The sequence below is a fragment of the Paraburkholderia sp. 32 genome, from assembly GCF_050435345.1.
Lineage (GTDB): Bacteria > Pseudomonadota > Gammaproteobacteria > Burkholderiales > Burkholderiaceae > Paraburkholderia > Paraburkholderia tuberum.
The window spans coordinates 3,814,138-3,832,430 of the sequence record NZ_JBNDKD010000003.1; the positions used below are offsets into that span (position 1 = coordinate 3,814,138).

At 64.4% G+C, this 18,293-nt stretch carries 12 protein-coding genes and 3 pseudogenes; 10 read left to right on the forward strand and 5 right to left on the reverse strand.

Annotation, left to right across the window (positions count from 1 at the left end; genetic code table 11):
• Positions 1-720: a YdcF family protein gene (locus tag OKW26_RS40385; RefSeq protein ID WP_429357029.1), complete on the reverse strand. Its 720-nt coding sequence runs from the start codon at positions 718-720 to the stop codon at positions 1-3.
• A 266-nt stretch (positions 721-986) separates the two neighbouring features.
• Between OKW26_RS40385 and OKW26_RS40390 the strand changes: the two genes are divergently transcribed.
• Positions 987-1,310 (forward strand): hypothetical protein, encoded by a 324-nt coding sequence (locus tag OKW26_RS40390; RefSeq protein WP_018418368.1) that lies wholly within the window; start codon positions 987-989, stop codon positions 1,308-1,310.
• 372 nt (positions 1,311-1,682) lie between these two features.
• Here OKW26_RS40390 and OKW26_RS40395 read toward each other — a convergent pair whose 3' ends face one another.
• Complete coding sequence (locus tag OKW26_RS40395) at positions 1,683-1,934, reverse strand: hypothetical protein (RefSeq protein ID WP_090804114.1); 252 nt, start codon at positions 1,932-1,934, stop codon at positions 1,683-1,685.
• 334 nt (positions 1,935-2,268) lie between these two features.
• Positions 2,269-2,664, reverse strand: a pseudogene (locus OKW26_RS40400) (transposase); the annotation flags it as partial.
• A gap of 403 nt (positions 2,665-3,067) precedes the next feature.
• Between OKW26_RS40400 and OKW26_RS40405 the strand changes: the two are divergent.
• From OKW26_RS40405 to rluB, 4 genes are all read left to right on the forward strand, one after another.
• Positions 3,068-3,970: a LysR family transcriptional regulator gene (locus OKW26_RS40405; protein WP_184066760.1), complete on the forward strand. Its 903-nt coding sequence runs from the start codon at positions 3,068-3,070 to the stop codon at positions 3,968-3,970.
• 190 nt (positions 3,971-4,160) lie between these two features.
• Positions 4,161-5,381 (forward strand): pyridoxal phosphate-dependent aminotransferase, encoded by a 1,221-nt coding sequence (locus OKW26_RS40410; RefSeq protein WP_429357030.1) that lies wholly within the window; start codon positions 4,161-4,163, stop codon positions 5,379-5,381.
• Between the two features lie 375 nt (positions 5,382-5,756).
• Complete coding sequence (gene scpB, locus OKW26_RS40415) at positions 5,757-6,800, forward strand: SMC-Scp complex subunit ScpB (RefSeq protein WP_429357031.1); 1,044 nt, start codon at positions 5,757-5,759, stop codon at positions 6,798-6,800.
• 63 nt (positions 6,801-6,863) lie between these two features.
• The gene (rluB, locus tag OKW26_RS40420) at positions 6,864-8,639 is read left to right on the forward strand and encodes a 23S rRNA pseudouridine(2605) synthase RluB (RefSeq protein ID WP_429357032.1); all 1,776 of its coding nucleotides are present in this window, start codon (positions 6,864-6,866) and stop codon (positions 8,637-8,639) included.
• A 302-nt stretch (positions 8,640-8,941) separates the two neighbouring features.
• Here rluB and OKW26_RS40425 read toward each other — a convergent pair.
• A pseudogene (locus OKW26_RS40425) lies at positions 8,942-9,411 on the reverse strand (IS110 family transposase); the annotation flags it as partial.
• 642 nt (positions 9,412-10,053) lie between these two features.
• On the opposite strand from OKW26_RS40425, the gene rimP reads away from it, so the two are divergent.
• The 5 genes and pseudogenes from rimP (at position 10,054) to truB (ending at position 16,603) form a co-directional block, all read left to right on the forward strand.
• The gene (rimP, locus tag OKW26_RS40430) at positions 10,054-10,512 is read left to right on the forward strand and encodes a ribosome maturation factor RimP (RefSeq protein WP_184066771.1); all 459 of its coding nucleotides are present in this window, start codon (positions 10,054-10,056) and stop codon (positions 10,510-10,512) included.
• Complete coding sequence (gene nusA, locus OKW26_RS40435) at positions 10,509-11,984, forward strand: transcription termination factor NusA (protein ID WP_176120042.1); 1,476 nt, start codon at positions 10,509-10,511, stop codon at positions 11,982-11,984. The genes rimP and nusA overlap by 4 nt, the downstream gene beginning before the upstream one ends.
• A 94-nt stretch (positions 11,985-12,078) precedes the next feature.
• Positions 12,079-15,001: pseudogene (infB, locus tag OKW26_RS40440) on the forward strand (translation initiation factor IF-2).
• A 222-nt stretch (positions 15,002-15,223) separates the two neighbouring features.
• Positions 15,224-15,589, forward strand: coding sequence for a 30S ribosome-binding factor RbfA (gene rbfA / locus OKW26_RS40445; protein WP_008922231.1), 366 nt, complete (start codon positions 15,224-15,226; stop codon positions 15,587-15,589).
• A 78-nt stretch (positions 15,590-15,667) separates the two neighbouring features.
• Positions 15,668-16,603, forward strand: a complete 936-nt coding sequence (gene truB, locus OKW26_RS40450; protein WP_429357033.1) for a tRNA pseudouridine(55) synthase TruB — start codon at positions 15,668-15,670, stop codon at positions 16,601-16,603.
• A gap of 124 nt (positions 16,604-16,727) precedes the next feature.
• On the opposite strand, the gene OKW26_RS40455 is transcribed toward truB, so the two are convergent.
• Positions 16,728-18,290, reverse strand: a complete 1,563-nt coding sequence (locus tag OKW26_RS40455; protein ID WP_184066780.1) for a DHA2 family efflux MFS transporter permease subunit — start codon at positions 18,288-18,290, stop codon at positions 16,728-16,730.
• Positions 18,291-18,293: the final 3 nt, after the last annotated feature.

The window sequence follows — 18,293 nt, forward strand, 5'->3', positions numbered from 1 at the left end:
TCAGAACCAGCCGATCGCGCGATACAGGTGAAATTGCGCGAGGCCGATTAGCTCATGCAATGCTATCTCCGCGGCCACGAGATTGGCGAAGCGCGGCAGCACGCCGATCCGCGCGCGCCGCGCGCTCGAAATCTGCGGCTGCGGCTCGACGCCGAAGCGCTGAAAATCGAGCAGCGCACGCGGCATCTGATACGCGGAGGTGACGAGTATCAACGTGTCGTAATGTGATTGACCGACAATAACCGAGACGTTGCGCGCGTTCTCATAGGTCGTGCGGCTGCGTTGCTCGAGCACGATGTCCGAGCGCGCCACCTGCTGACGCAGCAGATAGGGAAGGTAGGTGTCGGCTTCGGTCGCGCTATGCCGCTGCGGATTGCCGCCGCTGACGATCACCCGGCACGTGCTCGCCGTGCGCTTGCAGGCCGCGTAGTTCTGCGCGCTGACCTCGATGCGCGAGAGTACGTCGCGCGGTGGCACCAGCACGTGGTCGTGGTCGTAGACCGTGCCGCCGCCGAGCAGGATGATCGCGGTGCGTGGCGCGAAGGTGGCGGCCGTGGCGCTCTGTCGTTGCGGCTGCGCCAGATCGAGCAGTGGCGCGGTTAGCCAGCCGGCCGCGAGCAGCCAGAACAGCGCGATCATGCAGACGACGAGCGGCCGGCGCGCACGTTTCCATAGCACGATTGCTGCAAAAAAAAGCGCTAATAAAGTGAATAGAATCAATTTAAATGGGGTAACGTATGTCTTTCGGGACAAATCCACGGGCCTGCCATCGCGCCGCGGCGGTTGCATCGTCGGTTCATGGAGAGAACGCTAACATGCCGTTCTGACGGGGGTTCCGAAAACGAGACCAGGCAGCACCTGGCGGAAATCCGCCGTCAGACAGGCGGCGAGCCTTCCGACCAGGAGCGGGTGCTACGCGCGTCGCCGGTGGCGCAGTGACGCGTGGGCATGAATGTGTCATAGCTGCACTTTAAGAAAGAAGTGAGATGACCACGTATTCCAACGAAGCGGTACTTGAAGCGCTGCGGCGAGCGCAATATCGTCAGGTTCCCTGGGCCAGAAGGCCGGGTGTCTTCCAATATCTTCGCGCGCTGGGGCTGATGGACACCGTTCGTCAGCGAACCGTCGCACCGGCGCCAGGCTTTCATGCTCCCGTCGACATCGCAGTGCTCACCGAACGCGGCAAAGCGGAGTTTGCGCGACTCGAGCACGACGAGCGTCTGCTCACATGGACAGCGCAACGCATGAACGATTATGTTCTCGGCGCGGCCGAACCGCAGTCCGCCGCGACAGCCGAAGTCAGATCTTAGCTCAAGGTTCATCGCTTATCTGAACTGAGTCACTGTCCGCCCGGGCCTGTCACCCCCTCGGCGGGCCGTCGCTGACGTCGACCGGTCGCCGTGCGCGTCCCGGGGCGAATCTCGGCTTCCCATCGACAAGGCGGCGACGCGATCCGCGCAGGTCGTTGCCGTTGCGCGCCTTTCATGCCATCAACGCCTCGAGGGCGAAAAAAAGCCCGTATCACGAAGATACGGGCATACCGGAATTACTACTGCCACGCTGTGCTAATGGCGTTGAGTCAGACTGGTGCCGCGTCCGGTGGTTCCCCGATCGTAAGTGCGCAATGCAAGATACTGGGCACCGCGTCGCGCGACGCGCCGTCCGAGCGGCGACTTGGCAAATCAACGCCGCCGCTGATCCTCACGCGGCGCATCGGGCCGTGCCCGCACATTGCTGGCGATATCGCCGCGCAGATCGCCACGCGGCGTCGGCGGCGTGAAGTCGCGATTATGGGCCTCGCTCTGCTGCCACGCTTCCAGCGTGGCTTGGCGGTCCGGGCGCCAGTTCCACCCTTGCGGGCGTTGTTGCGCAATTGCGGGCGCGGCCATCGATGAAATCACAATGCCGCACAACACCAGTGACATTGGTTTCATTCCGAAATCCCCCTCAACCTCGAGCCCCTCGACTCAAGGCCTGTTTGCATAAGTATTAACGTATGCCGGGGGACGAAAGCACGCTGTAATTAATAGTAAATGGATGTTTCACCCGGAGCTATCGGGTAGTTTGGCAGTCTGAGGCAGCGCGCAAGGAGCGCTGTGGCGGTCGTGCAGGAGGCGCGACGAAAGGGGCGCGCGAAGCGGAGAAGACAGCGTCTCGCGGCGACCGTCAAATGCTGGCGGGTCGTGGGCGCGCACGTAATCGTGGAAAGTCGGCTGGATAAAAAACCGGGCGCCTACAGGCGCCCGGTGACCGCGTAGTTTCGCGTCAGGCCATCTTGACCGGCGCGCGCCACGATTCCGGATTGGTCCAGAACGCGCCGCGTAGGCGGTCGCGGCTCGGCGGTGCCGGCGGTTTCGCGGCCGTTGCGCCGATCCGGCCGCGCAGCGAGATTTCGCGGCCGCTCGTGCCAAGCCGTTTCACAATTTCAGCGAGCGTGCCATCGGCTTGCCACTCGTCGAAGCGCCGGCGGCAAGTCGGGGGGGACGGGTAGCGGCCCGGCAACTTGGACCAGCCTTCGCCTGTCGACAACACCCAAAGCACGGCGTTGACCACCGCCCGAGCTTCCACGCGCGGTCGACCGCGCCGTTCGCTGCGCGCCGGCTCGGCGCAGAACAAAGCCTCGACCAGCGCCCATTCGTTATCTCTCAAATCGTCGAACAGCATCATGTTTCACCTCAGCGAAGCTAACTCCGGTGCGCTGCCCCGCGCCGCGCACTCTTCACGCACTCGATAGGCGAGTGCCAAAGGGGACGGGCTTGCCACGGATTGCCATCGGAAATCAGGGCGCCCTCCCTGTGCGTTTCACAACGCACGAAGTGTGCCAATCTGCTGCCGATTGCCTGAAAGCCCCGTGGCGGCGGGCCAACGCGGGCGCCAGCCAGGGCCGTATAAGAATCCAAAAAACCCATCTCGCAAATCGGGACAATCACCAATCTGGGGCAGAAAAGCCCGGCCGGCGTGCGTTCGCGCTTTTTTGCTGCATTGCAGCGCCCACGTGGACGGTGCTATGCCGCATGTATTTGGTCGTACAATGCGCATCAAGCTGCGCTATTGATGAGGTGAACAAATGAATGTGACGCTGCGACAGCTCAGGGTTTTCATCGAGGTGGCGCGCTTGCAAAGCTTCAGTCGGGCCGGCGCCGAAATCGGCCTCACGCAGTCGGCGGTCAGTCGCTGCGTACGCGAGCTCGAAAGCGAGATCGGCCTGAAGCTCATCGATCGCACGACGCGCGAAGTGCAACTAACCGACGTAGGCGGCAACCTCGTGGCGAGTGTGTCGCGGCTGCTGGGGGATCTCGACGACGCGTTGCGCGAGATCCGCGAAATCGGCGAGCAGCGCCGCGGACGCGTGGTGGTCGCGGCGAGCCCGACCGTCGCGTGCCGGTTGATGCCGCGCGTAGTCGCGTCGTGCGGACAGCAGTTTCCTTACGTGACGCTTGGGCTGCGCGACGACGTGCAAAGCGACGTAGTGCGCAAGGTGAAGTCGGGTGAAGTGGACTTCGGCGTGATCATCGGCCCGTTCTCCGACGACGATCTGCTCAGCGAGACGCTGATGACGGACTCGTTCTGCATCGTGTCGCGTGACGATCACCGGCTCGCCGCGCGCAAGCAGGTTACGTGGAAGGACCTCGACGGCGAGCAACTCGTGATGCTCGATTATGCGTCCGGCAGCCGCCCCCTCATCGATGCCGTGATGCAGGCGCAGGGCGTGAGCGCCACCGTGGTGCAGGAACTCGGCCATTCGGCGACGGTGTTCGGGCTCGTCGAGGCGGGCGTCGGGATCAGCGTGCTGCCGTGGCTCGCGCTGCCGCTGCCGGCGGGGGCGTCGCTGGTCGCGCGTCCGCTGGTGCCGCGCGCGGAACGCCTCGTCGAACTGGTGCGGCGGCGCGACCGGTCGCTGTCGCCCGCGGCCGAGGCGGTGTGGAATCTGATCCGCCAGTTGCCGGGCCGGGCCGAGGAGTTGAATTAACGGGCGGGATCGCGTGCGATCCGTTCGACTGGTGGATTGGCGCCGGGCGCGGCCCGCCGCCCACACGCCGCCTACCGCTACTCGCTGCGCCGCTGTCCGGTTACCCGGCGCGTTAAACTACCATCTTCATCGCGCACGCCTTCGCGGTTGCGCCCCGAGCCTCTTATCCTTCACCCACCCGGAAGCCTCGATGAGCGAATTGGACCTGCCCGTGCTCTCCATCCCGAATGCGCGCGACGCCGTACGCGCGCTGCGTCCATCGCAAATCCGTGAAGTCGCGAACGCCGGTTTCGGCGTCGACGACGTGCTGCCGTTCTGGTTCGGCGAGTCCGATCGCGTCACACCCGCATTCATTCGCGACGCCGCGAGCGCCGCGCTCGCCGCCGGCGCGACGTTTTACACGCACAATCTCGGCATCGCGCCATTGCGCGCGGCACTTGCGGGCTACGTCAGCGAGTTGCACGGGGCGACGTCGCCCGAGCACGTCGCGGTCACGAGCGCGGGCGTCAACGCGCTGATGCTCGTCGCGCAGCTGGTGGTCGGCGGCGGCGACCGCGTCGTCGCGGTGACGCCGCTATGGCCGAATCTGGTCGAAATCCCGAAGATTCTCGGCGCGCATGTCGAAACCGTCGCGCTCGGCTACGGCGAACGCGGGTGGGAGCTCGACGTCGGGCGATTGCTGACCGCGCTGACACCTGACACGAAGATGCTGATGATCAACTCGCCGAACAACCCCACCGGCTGGGTGATGAACCGCGACGACCAGCGCAGCGTGCTCGAACACTGCCGGCGGCACGGCATCTGGATCGTCGCGGACGAGGTCTATGAGCGGCTCTACTATCCCGGCGATGACGCTGCCCAGGCGGCCGGTGTGCGCACCGCGCCATCGTTTCTCGACCTCGCGACACGCGACGAACGCGTGATCTGCGTGAATTCGTTCTCGAAAGCCTGGCTGATGACGGGGTGGCGGCTCGGCTGGATCGTCGCGCCGACCGCGTTGATGGACGACCTGGCGAAGCTGGTCGAGTACAACACGTCGTGCGCGCCGTCGTTCGTGCAGCAGGCGGGCATCGCGGCGCTCGAGCAGGGCGAGCGTTTTACGCAGCAGCTGGTGCGCGACCTGAGGACGTCGCGCGATCATCTGGTGCGCGCGCTGTCGGCGGTTCCCGGCGTCGATGTGAAGGCCCCGCTGGGCGCGATGTATCTGTTCTTCTCGATGCCGGGCTCGACGCGCAGTCTCGATTTGTGCAAGGCGATGGTGCGGGAGGTCGGGCTCGGCGTGGCACCGGGCAGCGCGTTCGGGCCGCAGGGCGAGGGGTTCGTGCGCTGGTGCTATGCGTGCGATACGGTGCGGCTCGATGCCGGCGTCGAGCGCTTGACGCGGTTTCTGGCGCGCCACGCCGGGGCCTGATCATGCGGCCTCGTACGCCCCCCGCGCTTCGTGTTGACGTACCGCGAGCGGCGAAAAGCCGCGAATCGTGAGAATCTTCTTGCTGTCGACTCGACGCGGGCGGGCGCGGCTACACCGGTCAGCGCCGCAGCAGAAGATGCACGGCAGATCGCGGCTTTACGCCCCGGTCGTTTTTGCGTAATATGGCGCTCAGTCACGCGATTCCTTTCAGGAATATCGCCGCTCCGTCCGGCTGGGTCTGGCTCGATAAGTCTGTTCGCCACCCCCCGGTGCGTGCTCCCATCAATATGACCGATCAGAATCGGGCGAGCGCGTCTTCAGTTCCACATCGTCTGTTTGATCCGGTTCTTTGACCACAGGGTCTGACCTAGCTGCATGAATACCCAAGAGGCGAAGATCGTCCTCGAGACTGCCTTGATCTGCGCGCAGGAGCCGTTAAAGCTCGGCGAATTGCGCAAGCTCTTTGCCGACGGCGTGTCGGCGGACACTGTTCGGACCTTGCTCGAAGACCTGAAGCGGGACTGGTCTGGGCGCGGTGTGGAGCTGGTCGGGCTGGCGTCGGGCTGGCGGTTTCAAAGCAAGCCCGCGATGCGTTCGTACCTGGATCGGCTGCATCCGGAAAAACCGCCGAAATATTCGCGCGCGGTGCTCGAAACGCTCGCGATCATTGCCTACCGGCAACCGGTGACACGGGGCGATATCGAAGAAATTCGCGGTGTGACGGTGAATACGCAGGTCGTCAAGCAGCTCGAGGATCGCGGCTGGATCGAGGTGATCGGTCATCGCGACGTGCCGGGGCGTCCGGCGCTGTATGCGACCACGCGGCAGTTCCTCGATGACCTTGGTCTAACGGCGCTTGACGAGTTGCCTCCGCTTGCCGATCCGTCCGCACAACTGAACGCGGATCTGCTGGGTCAGCACGCGATCGAGTTTGCCGAGGGCGACGCGCAAAGCATGCAGCAGCCGGTGCAGGTTGCCGGGCACGACATCGTGGGTGAGGCTGGCGAGCCGGCTCCGCCGGAAGCGGCGCAGCACGCCGCGTCGGGATTTGAAGCAGCGCCGCCCGAGACGGTAGCCGAGTCGACGCTCGAACCGGAGCCCCGTGCGGAAGCGACCGGGCAGGCCGGCACGACGAGTGCGTCAGACGCGTCGAGCGCGCCGCACGACATGCAACAACAGCCCGAACCGGCACCCGCGGCAGCGCATGCCAGCGTCGCCGGCTCGGCACAGCATTACGATCCGGTCGCCCAGACCGATCCGGCAACACCCGCGCACGGCTCGGGCGTGGCTCGCAATACGGAGCACGCTGCCGAGCCGAACCCGATCGAGGCGGCGCACGACGATCCCGAGGATCGCCGCGATGCCGCGCAGGACGCAGGCTTTCTGACCGACGACGAAACCGAGTCGCGCAGCGCCTGACGTAACCGAACTTTTTTGCCGCGCCCGCAACGGGCGCGCGCGACCTGACATTTTGAGGTTGTTTTGACACATACCCACGACACCGATTCGTCCGAATCCGAGCGCCCCGTGCCGTCGGCGCGGACCGACGAACGCACTACGCAAGCGGCGGCAGGCGAGGGCGAGCGCCCGGCTCATGGCGCGGAAGCAGAGGGCGAAGAGCGCCCCCGCCGCGGTCTGCGTCGCGGGCCGCGCAGCCTGATCGCGCGACGCCGCGCCGGCGCGAAGACGAAGGCAGCCGAGGGCGCGCCCATGCAAGGCGCGCCGGTCGTCGCCGAAACGCCGCCGGACGGCGAGGTCGTCGCCAAGGTGCGCACGCCGCGCAAGGACGCGGGCGCGAAACAGAGCGGGCGTCGTAACGCTGGCGGTGCGAAGCGCGAGGGCGCATCACGCGAAGACCAGCGCGAACGTCAGCCGCGCGAAGGTCAACGTGAGGGCCAGCGCCAGAATCGCCGCGGCGCCGATGCGGCCGCGGAGTCAGCTCAGGACGATCTGTTCTCATACGTGACGTCGCCCGCATTCGATGCCGACAACACCACGACTGGCGGCGTACGCGCGCCGATGCTGCGCCACGGCAAGGCAGCGGGCCCGAAGCGCGTGCTGTCGCCCGATGACGACGCGCCGAAGCTGCACAAGGTGCTCGCCGAGGCGGGCATGGGCTCGCGCCGCGACATGGAAGAGCTGATCATCGCCGGCCGCGTGTCGGTGAACGGCGAACCGGCGCACATCGGCCAGCGCATCATGCCGACCGACCAGGTCCGCATCAACGGCAAGCCGGTCAAGCGCAAGGTCGCCGGCAAGCCTCCGCGCGTGCTGCTGTACCACAAACCGACCGGCGAAATCGTCAGCCACGCGGACCCGGAAGGCCGTCCATCGGTGTTCGACAAGCTGCCACCGATGAAAACCGCCAAGTGGGTCGCGGTCGGGCGTCTCGACTTCAACACTGAAGGTCTGCTGATGCTGACCACCTCGGGCGATCTCGCGAACCGGTTCATGCATCCGCGTTATAGCGTCGAGCGCGAATACGCGGTGCGTGTCGTCGGCGAACTCGCCGAGGGTATGCGTCAGAAGCTGCTAAACGGCGTCGAACTCGAGGACGGCCCGGCGAATTTCTTGCGCATCCGCGACGGCGGCGGCGAAGGCACGAATCACTGGTACCACGTCGCGCTCGCCGAAGGGCGGAATCGCGAAGTACGCCGCATGTTCGAAGCGGCCGGCCTGATGGTCAGCCGGCTGATCCGTACGCGCCACGGCCCGATCTCCCTGCCGCGTGGTCTGAAGCGCGGCCGCTGGGAAGAACTCGAGGACAATCAGGTGCGCGCACTGATGGCATCGGTCGGCCTGAAGGCGCCGACTGAGGAGCGCGGTAGCCGCAATGCGGCGCCGGAGCGTCGTCAGCCGGATCCGATGCAGACGTCGATGGGCTTTATCAACCGCGAGCCGGTGTTGATGTCGCACAGCCGCTTCGAGCAGCAGCCGCGCGGACAGGGTCGCCGTGGCGCGGCGGGCGGTGGCTTCGGCGCGGGGATGGGGGGCGGCACTGGTTCTGGTGTCGGTGTGGGCAATCGCGGCGCCGGGGGGCAGCGCGGCCGCGACGTCGACGGCAACCGCGCGTCGTCGCCCAACGGCAACCGTGCGCGCACTGGCGGCAAGCGTGCCGGCGCGTCCGGCGACAGCGGCGGCAATCGCGGGCCGGGCGGCAATCGTGGCGGCAACGCCAACCGTGCCGGCGGCAACGCGGGTTCGGGCGGCGCGAATCGTGGCGGCGGCACGGCGCGCGGTCGCTCGCGCGGCCGTTGAGCGGGGCGCTGTACCGCGTTTGAGGGGTGGCCGTTGAACGGCCATACCCTTTGGTGCAGTTCGCATGACCTGCCAGGCTGATATGACTCCCGGTGTCAATTGGGATCGGGTTTTTAGTTTCTCGAATTCACGTTGCCGGAATTTCCTCAGGGCGGCGTAGCAGTACATTTCGGCGGTGGATCAAGCTGATATCCGCGGGTTGGGTACCGCACTACAGATGTCCGCCCAATGAGCCTGCCGCTATCTGGAACCGCAAGTCGGATGCAGTAGTCCGTTGCGTAGCCTGGTCGCGGGTTACTCGTCCCAAGCGAGAGTAGAAAGGCCTTCACGCGTTGCCGTGCGCGCTTCAGGTCGTCTTTGGCGCCACCCACGTCCGTGCCAGATCGCGGAACGCTTCGTCGTCGTCGCTCGGCACGTACACCGCGGAGAGGTCACCGGCGCGCAAAGACCGCACAAGCTTGATCGCATCACGTCGCTCAGTCTTGACCCGTTCACCCGGTTTTTTCGGAATCAGCGATCGGGCGCACACGATGCACCCGAATCCCTTCTGCACGAACTGCCGGTAAAGTCCGTAGCCGCATGGACCGGCCTCGCAGACAACGCAGATGTGCCGCACTTTCGACTGCAGGCGCCTGCACAGGTGATCGATATCAGCCTGCGTCATACCGATCTTGCCCAGCAGTTCGACTTCGCCCGAGCCCGGCGCATACGCGACTTTGATCGAGTCCTTGTGTACATCGAGACCGACGCACAGCGTGCTATCGTCTTCCATGCTGGCCGCCGTGCCGGAAATCGCCGGGAGCGGCCGTGTCCGCACTGTGCTGCTCTGGCTGCAATGCTAACCCGCGCTTGATTCCTTACGGCGGGCCAGCCATTGCCTCACGGGAGTCATACTGCATACTGACTAGCAATGTCGAGTGCTTCCCGGCCGAGCCGTTTATCGTTTTTGGCGATTTTATGCCGCCTCTTGTTTGCCGCGTTCGCACGGCGTTCCGATGTGTCAAACGCCGTGCGAAACTGCGCTGAAGACCGACAGGACGCATCGCCGCAAAGTGTTGGCGTAGCCCGTCCCGACGGCTCGGGCGACCTTGCAAAAGCCCGGATTTGCCGCCACATTGTCGAAAGATTCCTATCAATTCAAGCGGAAATGCACATCGCCCGGCGTTCCGCGGATTGCGTTTGGGCCGGAAAATGGCTACAATCGCGAAGTCGCTGGGCGTACGGTTTCATGTGCGGCTCAGGTGCGACCACCGGCAATAAGATGATGGGCGTTCAGCCCATTTTTTTTTGCCGCTCAGTTCATCGTGGTTCGGCATCTCGGGTTCGCACGAACGTGCGCCGGCTTGGCGCGCGGCCCGCATTGGTTGTTTGCAGAAGAGGCGAGGCTCGCTGCGCGAACATCTAAGAGGGCACTGTGCAACTGACGGAACTGATTGAAACCACGGTCGTGGGACTCGGCTACGAGCTCGTCGATCTCGAGCGCACCGGGCGCGGCATGTTGTGTATCTATATCGACCAGCCAGCCGGCATCGCAATCGAAGACTGCGAGAAAGTCACGCGTCAGCTCCAGCACGTTCTGACGGTCGAAAATATCGATTACGAGCGGCTCGAAGTATCGTCACCCGGTCTCGATCGCCCGCTGAAGAAACTGGCGGATTTTGAACGTTTCGCGGGCAGCGAAGCGGTTATCACACTGAAAAAGCCATTGGACGGTCGGAAATCGTACCGGGGCATTTTGCGTGCTCCGCAAGGCGAGACGATCGGTCTGGAATTTGAAGGAAAAGAAGGGGCCGCGATGCTCGATTTCACGCTCGCGGACATGGACAAGGCGCGCCTTGTTCCGAAAGTTGACTTTAGGAGCCGCAAACAATGAGTCGCGAAGTGTTGATGCTGGTGGATGCGCTGGCACGCGAGAAGAATGTCGATAAGGACGTGGTATTTGCCGCGCTCGAAGCGGCTCTCGCTTCGGCCTCCAAGAAACTCTTCGAAGAAGATGCGGATATCCGCGTCCACATCGACCGTGAAAGCGGCGAGCACGAAACGTTTCGCCGCTGGAAGGTGGTGCCGGACGAAGCAGGTCTGCAGGAACCGGATCAGGAAATTCTGCTGTTCGAGGCGCGCGAGCAGCAGCCCGATATTCAGCTCGACGAGTTCATCGAGGAGCCGGTGCCGTCGATCGAATTCGGCCGTATCGGCGCGCAGGCCGCCAAGCAGGTGATCCTGCAGAAGGTGCGCGACGCCGAGCGCGAGCAGATCCTGAACGACTTCCTCGAGCGCGGCGAACACATCATGACCGGCTCGGTGAAGCGCCTCGACAAGGGCAACTTCATCGTCGAATCGGGTCGCGTCGAAGCGTTGCTGCGCCGCGACCAGCTGATCCCGAAGGAAAACCTTCGGGTGGGCGACCGCGTGCGCGCGTATATCGCGAAGGTCGACCGCACCGCGCGTGGTCCGCAGATCGAGCTGTCGCGTACGGCGCCGGAATTCCTGATGAAGCTGTTCGAGATGGAAGTGCCGGAAATCGAGCAGGGCCTGCTCGAGATCAAGGCGGCGGCTCGCGATCCGGGCGTGCGCGCAAAGATCGGCGTGGTGGCTTATGACAAGCGCATCGATCCGATCGGCACCTGCGTCGGTATTCGCGGCTCGCGCGTGCAGGCCGTACGCAACGAGCTCGGTGGCGAAAACGTCGACATCGTGCTATGGTCGGAAGACCCCGCCCAGTTCGTGATCGGCGCGCTCGCGCCGGCAGCCGTGCAGTCGATCGTCGTCGATGAAGAAAAGCATTCGATGGACGTCGTCGTCGACGAGAACGAACTCGCGGTCGCGATCGGCCGCAGCGGCCAGAACGTGCGGCTTGCCAGCGAGCTCACCGGCTGGCAGATCAACATCATGACGCCGGACGAATCTGCGCAGAAGCAGAATCAGGAGCGCGGCGTCCTGCGCGACCTGTTCATGGCGCGTCTCGATGTCGACGAGGAAGTCGCCGACATCCTGATCGACGAAGGCTTCACGAGCCTTGAAGAGATCGCCTACGTGCCGCTCAACGAAATGCTCGAAATCGAGGCATTCGACGAAGACACCGTTCACGAACTGCGCAACCGCTCGCGCGACGCGCTGTTGACGATGGCGATCGCGAACGAAGAAAAGGTCGAGAATGTAGCGCTCGACCTGAAGAGCCTGGACGGCATGGACGCCGACCTGCTCGCGAAACTGGCCGAACATCAGATCCAGACGCGCGACGAACTCGCCGAGCTGGCCGTGGATGAACTGGTCGAGATGACTGGGATGGGAGAGGATGCCGCTAAGGCGTTGATCATGAAAGCACGTGAACACTGGTTCCAGTGAGAAATGACCATGGCGCACTGAATTGAACGCGGCCGTCAGGCCGCATGACCCGATGCTAACCGCAAGGAATCGGTCCTTGCATTAAGAGGAATGAATGGCGAGTAACAACGTAGCCCAATTTGCCGCGGAACTGAAAATGCCTGCAGGCGTGCTGCTTGAGCAGCTGCAGGCAGCTGGCGTCACAAAAGCGAGCGAAGCCGACTCCTTGTCCGAAACGGACAAGGCGCGTCTGCTCGACCACTTGCGCAAGTCTCACGGCTCGACTGATGCAGACAAGCGCAAGATCACGCTGACGAAACGGCATACGTCGGAGATCAAGCAGTCCGATGCGACGGGCAAAGCTCGCACCATTCAGGTCGAGGTGCGCAAGAAGCGCACGTTCGTCCGCCGCGACGAGACTGTCGCGGAAGGCGGGGATGCATCGAATCATGTGGCCGAGAACGCGGACGCAGAAGATCTCGAACTGCAGCGTCGTGAGGAAGAAGCACGTCACGAAGCTGAGCTGCTCGAAAAGCAGGCGCAGGAGCTGAAGGCGCGCCAGGAACAGCTCGAGCGCGAAGAAGTCGACCGTCAGGCGCGCGAGCAGGCCGCGGAAGCCGAGCGTCAGCGCGCGGAAGAAGATGCAAAGAAGCGCGCAGCGGCTACGGCCGAGGCGGCGGCTCGCGAGAAGGCCCAGCAGGCGGCGGCGAAAGCCGCTGCACCGGTTGCCGAGAAGGCAAACGAGCAGGACGACGAACGCGCGGCAGCGGAACGCGCCGCGCAACGCGAAGCCGCGAAGAAAGCGGAAGACGCCGCCCGCGTGGCCGCCGAAAAGGCGCGCGCCGAACAGGAAGAAATCGCCAAGCGCCGCGCGGCGGCCGAAGCCGAAGCGCGCGCGATTCGCGAAATGATGAACACGCCGCGCAAGGGCGCAGGTGAAGGCGCCGGAACCGGCACCGAAGCCCGCCGAGCCGGCCAAGGCGGCCGAAGCCAAGGGCACGCTGCATAAGCCGGCGCGTCCGGCTGGTGAAGCACCGGCGCGCCCGGCAGCGAGAAAGCCGGCAACCGCCGCGACTCCGGCGCCCGCGAGCGCACCGTCGGCGGGCGACAAGAAGAAGCCGGGCGGCGGTAAGAGCGGCTGGCAGGACGATGCAGCGAAGCGCCGCGGCATCAAGACGCGCGGCGATTCGAGCGGCGGCGTCGATCGTGGCTGGCGCGGCGGTCCGAAGGGGCGTGGCAAGCATCAGGAGCAGAGCACCACGTTCCAGGCGCCGACCGAACCGATCGTGCGTGAAGTGCATGTGCCGGAAACCGTCACGGTCGCGGATCTCGCGCACAAGATGGCGGTGAAGGCTTCGGAAGTCATCAAGGTGATGATGAAGCTCGGCCAGATGGTCACGATCAACCAGATGCTGGACCAGGAAACGGCGATGATCATCGTCGAGGAACTGGGCCACCATGCGCTCGCGGCGAAGCTGGACGATCCGGAAGCCATGCTGGTCGAAGGCGAAGCGAGCGACGCCGAAGCGCTGCCACGTCCGCCGGTCGTCACGGTGATGGGCCACGTCGACCACGGCAAGACCTCGCTGCTCGACTACATCCGCCGCGCGAAGGTTGCGGCAGGCGAAGCGGGCGGTATTACGCAGCACATCGGCGCCTACCACGTCGAAACGCCGCGCGGAGTGATCACGTTCCTCGACACGCCGGGTCACGAAGCCTTTACGGCAATGCGTGCCCGCGGTGCGAAGGCGACCGATATCGTGATCCTGGTGGTGGCGGCCGACGACGGCGTGATGCCGCAGACGAAGGAAGCGATCTCCCACGCGAAGGCTGGCGGCGTGCCGCTCGTCGTCGCGATCAACAAGATCGACAAGCCGGAAGCGAATCCGGAGCGCGTGAAGCAGGAGCTCGTCACGGAAGGCGTCGTGCCGGAAGAGTACGGCGGCGACTCGCCGTTCGTGCCGGTGTCGGCGAAGACCGGCGCGGGCATCGACGATCTGCTCGAAAACGTGCTGCTGCAGGCCGAGGTGCTGGAGCTGAAGGCACCGGTCGAATCGCCGGCCAAGGGCCTCGTCATCGAAGCGAAGCTTGACAAGGGTAAGGGTCCGGTCGCAACGATCCTCGTCCAGTCAGGTACGCTGAACCGCGGCGACGTCGTGCTGGCAGGCAGCGCCTACGGTCGCGTGCGTGCCATGCTCGACGAAACCGGCAAGCCGACCAAGTCCGCGGGTCCGTCGATCCCGGTCGAAATCCAGGGTCTGTCGGAAGTGCCGCAGGCTGGCGAAGAAGTAATCGTGATGCCGGACGAGCGCAAGGCGCGTGAAGTTGCGCTGTTCCGTCAGGGCAAGTTCCGCGACGTCAAGCTCGCAAAGCAGCAGGCCGCGAAGCTCGAGAACATGCTCGAGCAGATGGGCGAGGGCGAAGTGCAGTACCTGCCGCTCATCGTCAAGGCCGACGTGCAGGGTTCGCAGGAAGCGCTGGTGCAGTCGCTGCAGAAGCTCTCCACCGACGAAGTACGCGTGCAGATCGTGCACGGAGCGGTCGGCGGCATCAGCGAGTCGGACGTCAATCTCGCGACGGCGTCGAAGGCGGTCATCATCGGCTTCAACACCCGCGCGGATGCGCAGGCTCGCAAGCTCGCGGAAGCTAATGGCGTCGACATCCGCTACTACAACATCATCTACGACGCCGTGGATGAGGTGAAGGCGGCAATGTCGGGCATGCTGGCGCCGGAGAAGCGCGAAGTCGTGACGGGCACGGTGGAAGTACGCCAGGTATTCAAGGTGCCGAAGGTCGGCACGGTGGCCGGCTGTATGGTCACGGACGGTTTCGTCAAGCGCTCGTCGTCGGTGCGCGTGCTGCGCAACAACGTCGTCATCTTCACGGGCGAACTCGATTCGCTCAAGCGGTTCAAGGACGATGTGAAGGAAGTCCGTCAGGGCTTCGAGTGCGGTATGTCGATCAAGAACTTCAACGATATCGTCGAAGGCGATCAGTTCGAAGTCTTCGAGGTCACCGAAGTCGCGCGTACGCTGTAATTCACGCGGCACGGCACAACGGGCGGAACGGGCTTGACGCCCGCTCCGCCCGTTGTTTTTGAGCCCGCAGTGTCGAGTTTGTTGCTGGCTTGGCTGCCGCGTTCGTCGCAAATGGACTCTCACCCCGCCGCGGCGACCGCGACGCCGTCGTATCGAACGAATATCGAACACGGCTCGCGCGAACCAATTTTTTGCATCCGTCTTAGCGGAGCACACAACACCATGCCTAAGAAACGTACTACTCCCAATCGCAACGTGCAGATCGCCGATCAGATCCAGCGCGACCTGGCTGAGCTGCTGCGCGAGGTCAAGGATCCGCGCATCGGCATCGTCACATTTCAGAGCGTCGAGCTGACGCCCGACTACGCGCACGCAAAGGTCTACTTCACGACGCTGACGGGCGACCCGCAGCAAACGCTCGAAGCGCTGACGCACGCTGCCGGCCATCTGCGCAATCTGCTGTTCAAGCGCCTGCATATCCACACGGTGCCGACGCTGCATTTCCACTACGACAAGACGATCGAGCGCGCCGTGGAGATGTCGCGTCTGATCGACGAGGCAAATTCCACGCGCGCGAAAGACGACTGAGCGTCTGCCATGCCGTGGCGTTCCATGTAGCGCGCGGCGCCGTTTTTCGCATTTCCCGAACGTTCTGCCTCCCTCGACATGACCGCACCTCAACGCCCCCGCGTGCCGCGTCGCGCGCTCGATGGCGTGCTGCTGCTCGACAAGCCGCTCGGCCTGTCGAGCAACGACGCGCTGGTTCGCGCGAAACGTCTTTATCTGGCGAAAAAGGCGGGCCACACCGGCACGCTCGATCCGCTGGCTACCGGCCTGCTGCCGCTGTGTTTCGGCGAGGCCACCAAGTTTTCGCAAGACTTGCTCGAAGCCGACAAGACCTACGAGGCGACGATGCGCCTCGGTATCCGCACGACCACCGGCGACGCCGAAGGCGAGGCGTTCGACATCCGCGCCGTCGACTGCGACGAAGCGGCGGTGCGGGCGGCTTTGCCGAAATTCATCGGCGAGATCGTTCAGATTCCGCCGATGTACTCGGCGCTCAAGCGCGATGGCAAGCCGCTGTACGAGTACGCGCGCGCCGGCCAGACGGTCGAACGGGAAGGGCGGCAGGTGACGATTCGCGCGCTCGAGCTGATTGCGTGCGCGTTGCCGGATGTGACGTTTCGCGTGACGTGCAGCAAGGGCACCTATGTGCGCACGCTTGCCGAGGATATCGGCGAAGCGCTCGGCTGCGGCGCGCATCTGGTCGCGCTGCGGCGCACGGGCGTCGGCGCGCTGACGCTCGAGCATTCGGTCACGCTCGACGCGTTGTCCTACGCGACCGAACTCGAACGCGACGCATGGCTGCAACCGGTCGACGCGCTGCTGTCCACGTTCCCGCAGGTCTGTCTGAACGACGATGACACGCGCCGCTTCCTTCACGGCCAGCGCCTGAAGCTGTCGTCGCTGACGATCGCCGCCGACGCGGTGAATGCCCTGCGCGTGAGGGTGTACTCGGCGCAGGGGCGGCTTCTGGGGGTCGCGAAGCCGGGCGAAGGCGTGCTCGCGCCCGACCGTCTGATCGTGACGACGGAGAGCTAGAGGTCGCCGTTTTGCCAGCCCGGCGCGGACAATAAAAAAACGGGATCGCCATCGAGCGATCCCGTTTTGATCATGCCCTCCGGTGGAGCGGTGTCGAACGAAAGCAACATCACAAACACCCCCCTCAATGCGCCGCGGCCGCCGCCGCTCCCGCATCGCCGCCTGCCCGTTCCGGCCGCGTGATCCAGATCAGCGCGATCAGCGCGACAAAAATACCGGCCGAAATGAAGAACAGATCGTTTACGCCGAGCTGCGCGGCCTGCTGCGTGACCATGGTGTTGAAGAGACCATAGGTCTGCTGCTGATCCAGACCCACCGCGCCCATCTGATGAATCGATTGACCGAACGCTGGGTTGTAAGCATTCGCCTGTTCGGTCAGTTGCGCGTGGTGCATGATCGTGCGGTGATCCCAGGCGGTCTGGAAGATCGACGTGCCGATACCGCCGCACATGATCCGCACGAAGTTCGACAGCCCCGAGGCCGCCGGAATCCGATGGCCCGGCAAGCCCGACAGCGTGATCGACACGAGCGGAATAAAGAAGCCGGCCATACCGATACCTTGAATCAGCGTGGGCAGCATCAGCGAGTACGTATCGACGCCCGTCGTATAACGCGAGCGCATCCAGAAACACAGCGCGAAAATCAGGAACGACAGCGTCGCGATATAGCGCGGATCGGTACGCGGCAGCACCTTGCCGGTCAGCGGCGACAACAGGATCGCGAACACACCGACGGGTGCCATCACGAGTCCAGCTTCGGTCGCCGTGTAGCCGATATCGGTCTGCAGCCACAGCGGCAACAGCACGAGATTGCCGAAGTAAAGCCCATAGCCGATCGACAGCGCGATCGTGCCGCCGGTGAAATTGCGCCGGCTGAACAGCGACAGATCAACCACCGGATGCTCGGCCGTCAACTCCCACACGATAAAAAACGCGAGCGCGATCACCGCGAGGAGCGCGAGCACGACGACCGTCGTCGACGAGAACCAGTCGAGGTCCTTGCCCTTGTCGAGCATCACCTGAAGCGAGCCGACCCAGACGATCAGAAGACCGAGGCCGACGCCGTCGATTGGCGCCTTCCTGATGACCGAATCGCGGTTACGGAAGATCATCCACGTCGCGGCGGCCGCGACCGCGCCGACGGGAATGTTGACGTAGAAGATCCACGGCCACGAGATGTTGTCGGAAATCCAGCCGCCGAGGATCGGACCGGCAACCGGTGCGATCAGCGTGGTCATCGCCCACATCGATAGCGCCATCGGCGCTTTCGCGCGCGGATAGCTCGCGAGCAGCAGCGTCTGCGACAGCGGGATCATCGGGCCGGCCACCGCGCCTTGCAGCACGCGCGACGCAAGCAGGAACGGCAGGTTCGGCGACAGCCCGCACATCCATGACGACAGCACGAACAGCACGATCGACGCCATGAACAGCCGCACCTGGCCGATGCGGTCGGTGAGCCAGCCGGTCAGCGGCACCGAGATCGCGTTGGCCACCGCGAACGACGTAATCACCCACGTGCCCTGGTCGGACGATACGCCGAGGTCGCCGGAAATCGACGGGATCGACACGTTCGCGATCGACGTGTCGAGCACGTTCATGAACACGGCGAGCGACACCGCGATGGTGCCGATCACCAGTTGCGCGCCCTCGAGCGGCGGGTGAGGGACTTGCGCCTGAGCCTGAGCCATTAA

Excerpts from the sequence above, each read along its gene's own strand:
- OKW26_RS40390 (WP_018418368.1), top strand. The coding sequence starts at position 987 with ATGACCACGTATTCCAACGAAGCGGTACTTGAAGCGCTGCGGCGAGCG.
- OKW26_RS40395 (WP_090804114.1), bottom strand. The coding sequence starts at position 1,934 with ATGAAACCAATGTCACTGGTGTTGTGCGGCATTGTGATTTCATCGATG.
- OKW26_RS40405 (WP_184066760.1), top strand. The coding sequence starts at position 3,068 with ATGAATGTGACGCTGCGACAGCTCAGGGTTTTCATCGAGGTGGCGCGC.
- OKW26_RS40410 (WP_429357030.1), top strand. The coding sequence starts at position 4,161 with ATGAGCGAATTGGACCTGCCCGTGCTCTCCATCCCGAATGCGCGCGAC.
- scpB (WP_429357031.1), top strand. The coding sequence starts at position 5,757 with ATGAATACCCAAGAGGCGAAGATCGTCCTCGAGACTGCCTTGATCTGC.
- nusA (WP_176120042.1), top strand. The coding sequence starts at position 10,509 with ATGAGTCGCGAAGTGTTGATGCTGGTGGATGCGCTGGCACGCGAGAAG.
- rbfA (WP_008922231.1), top strand. The coding sequence starts at position 15,224 with ATGCCTAAGAAACGTACTACTCCCAATCGCAACGTGCAGATCGCCGAT.
- truB (WP_429357033.1), top strand. The coding sequence starts at position 15,668 with ATGACCGCACCTCAACGCCCCCGCGTGCCGCGTCGCGCGCTCGATGGC.
- OKW26_RS40455 (WP_184066780.1), bottom strand. The coding sequence starts at position 18,290 with ATGGCTCAGGCTCAGGCGCAAGTCCCTCACCCGCCGCTCGAGGGCGCG.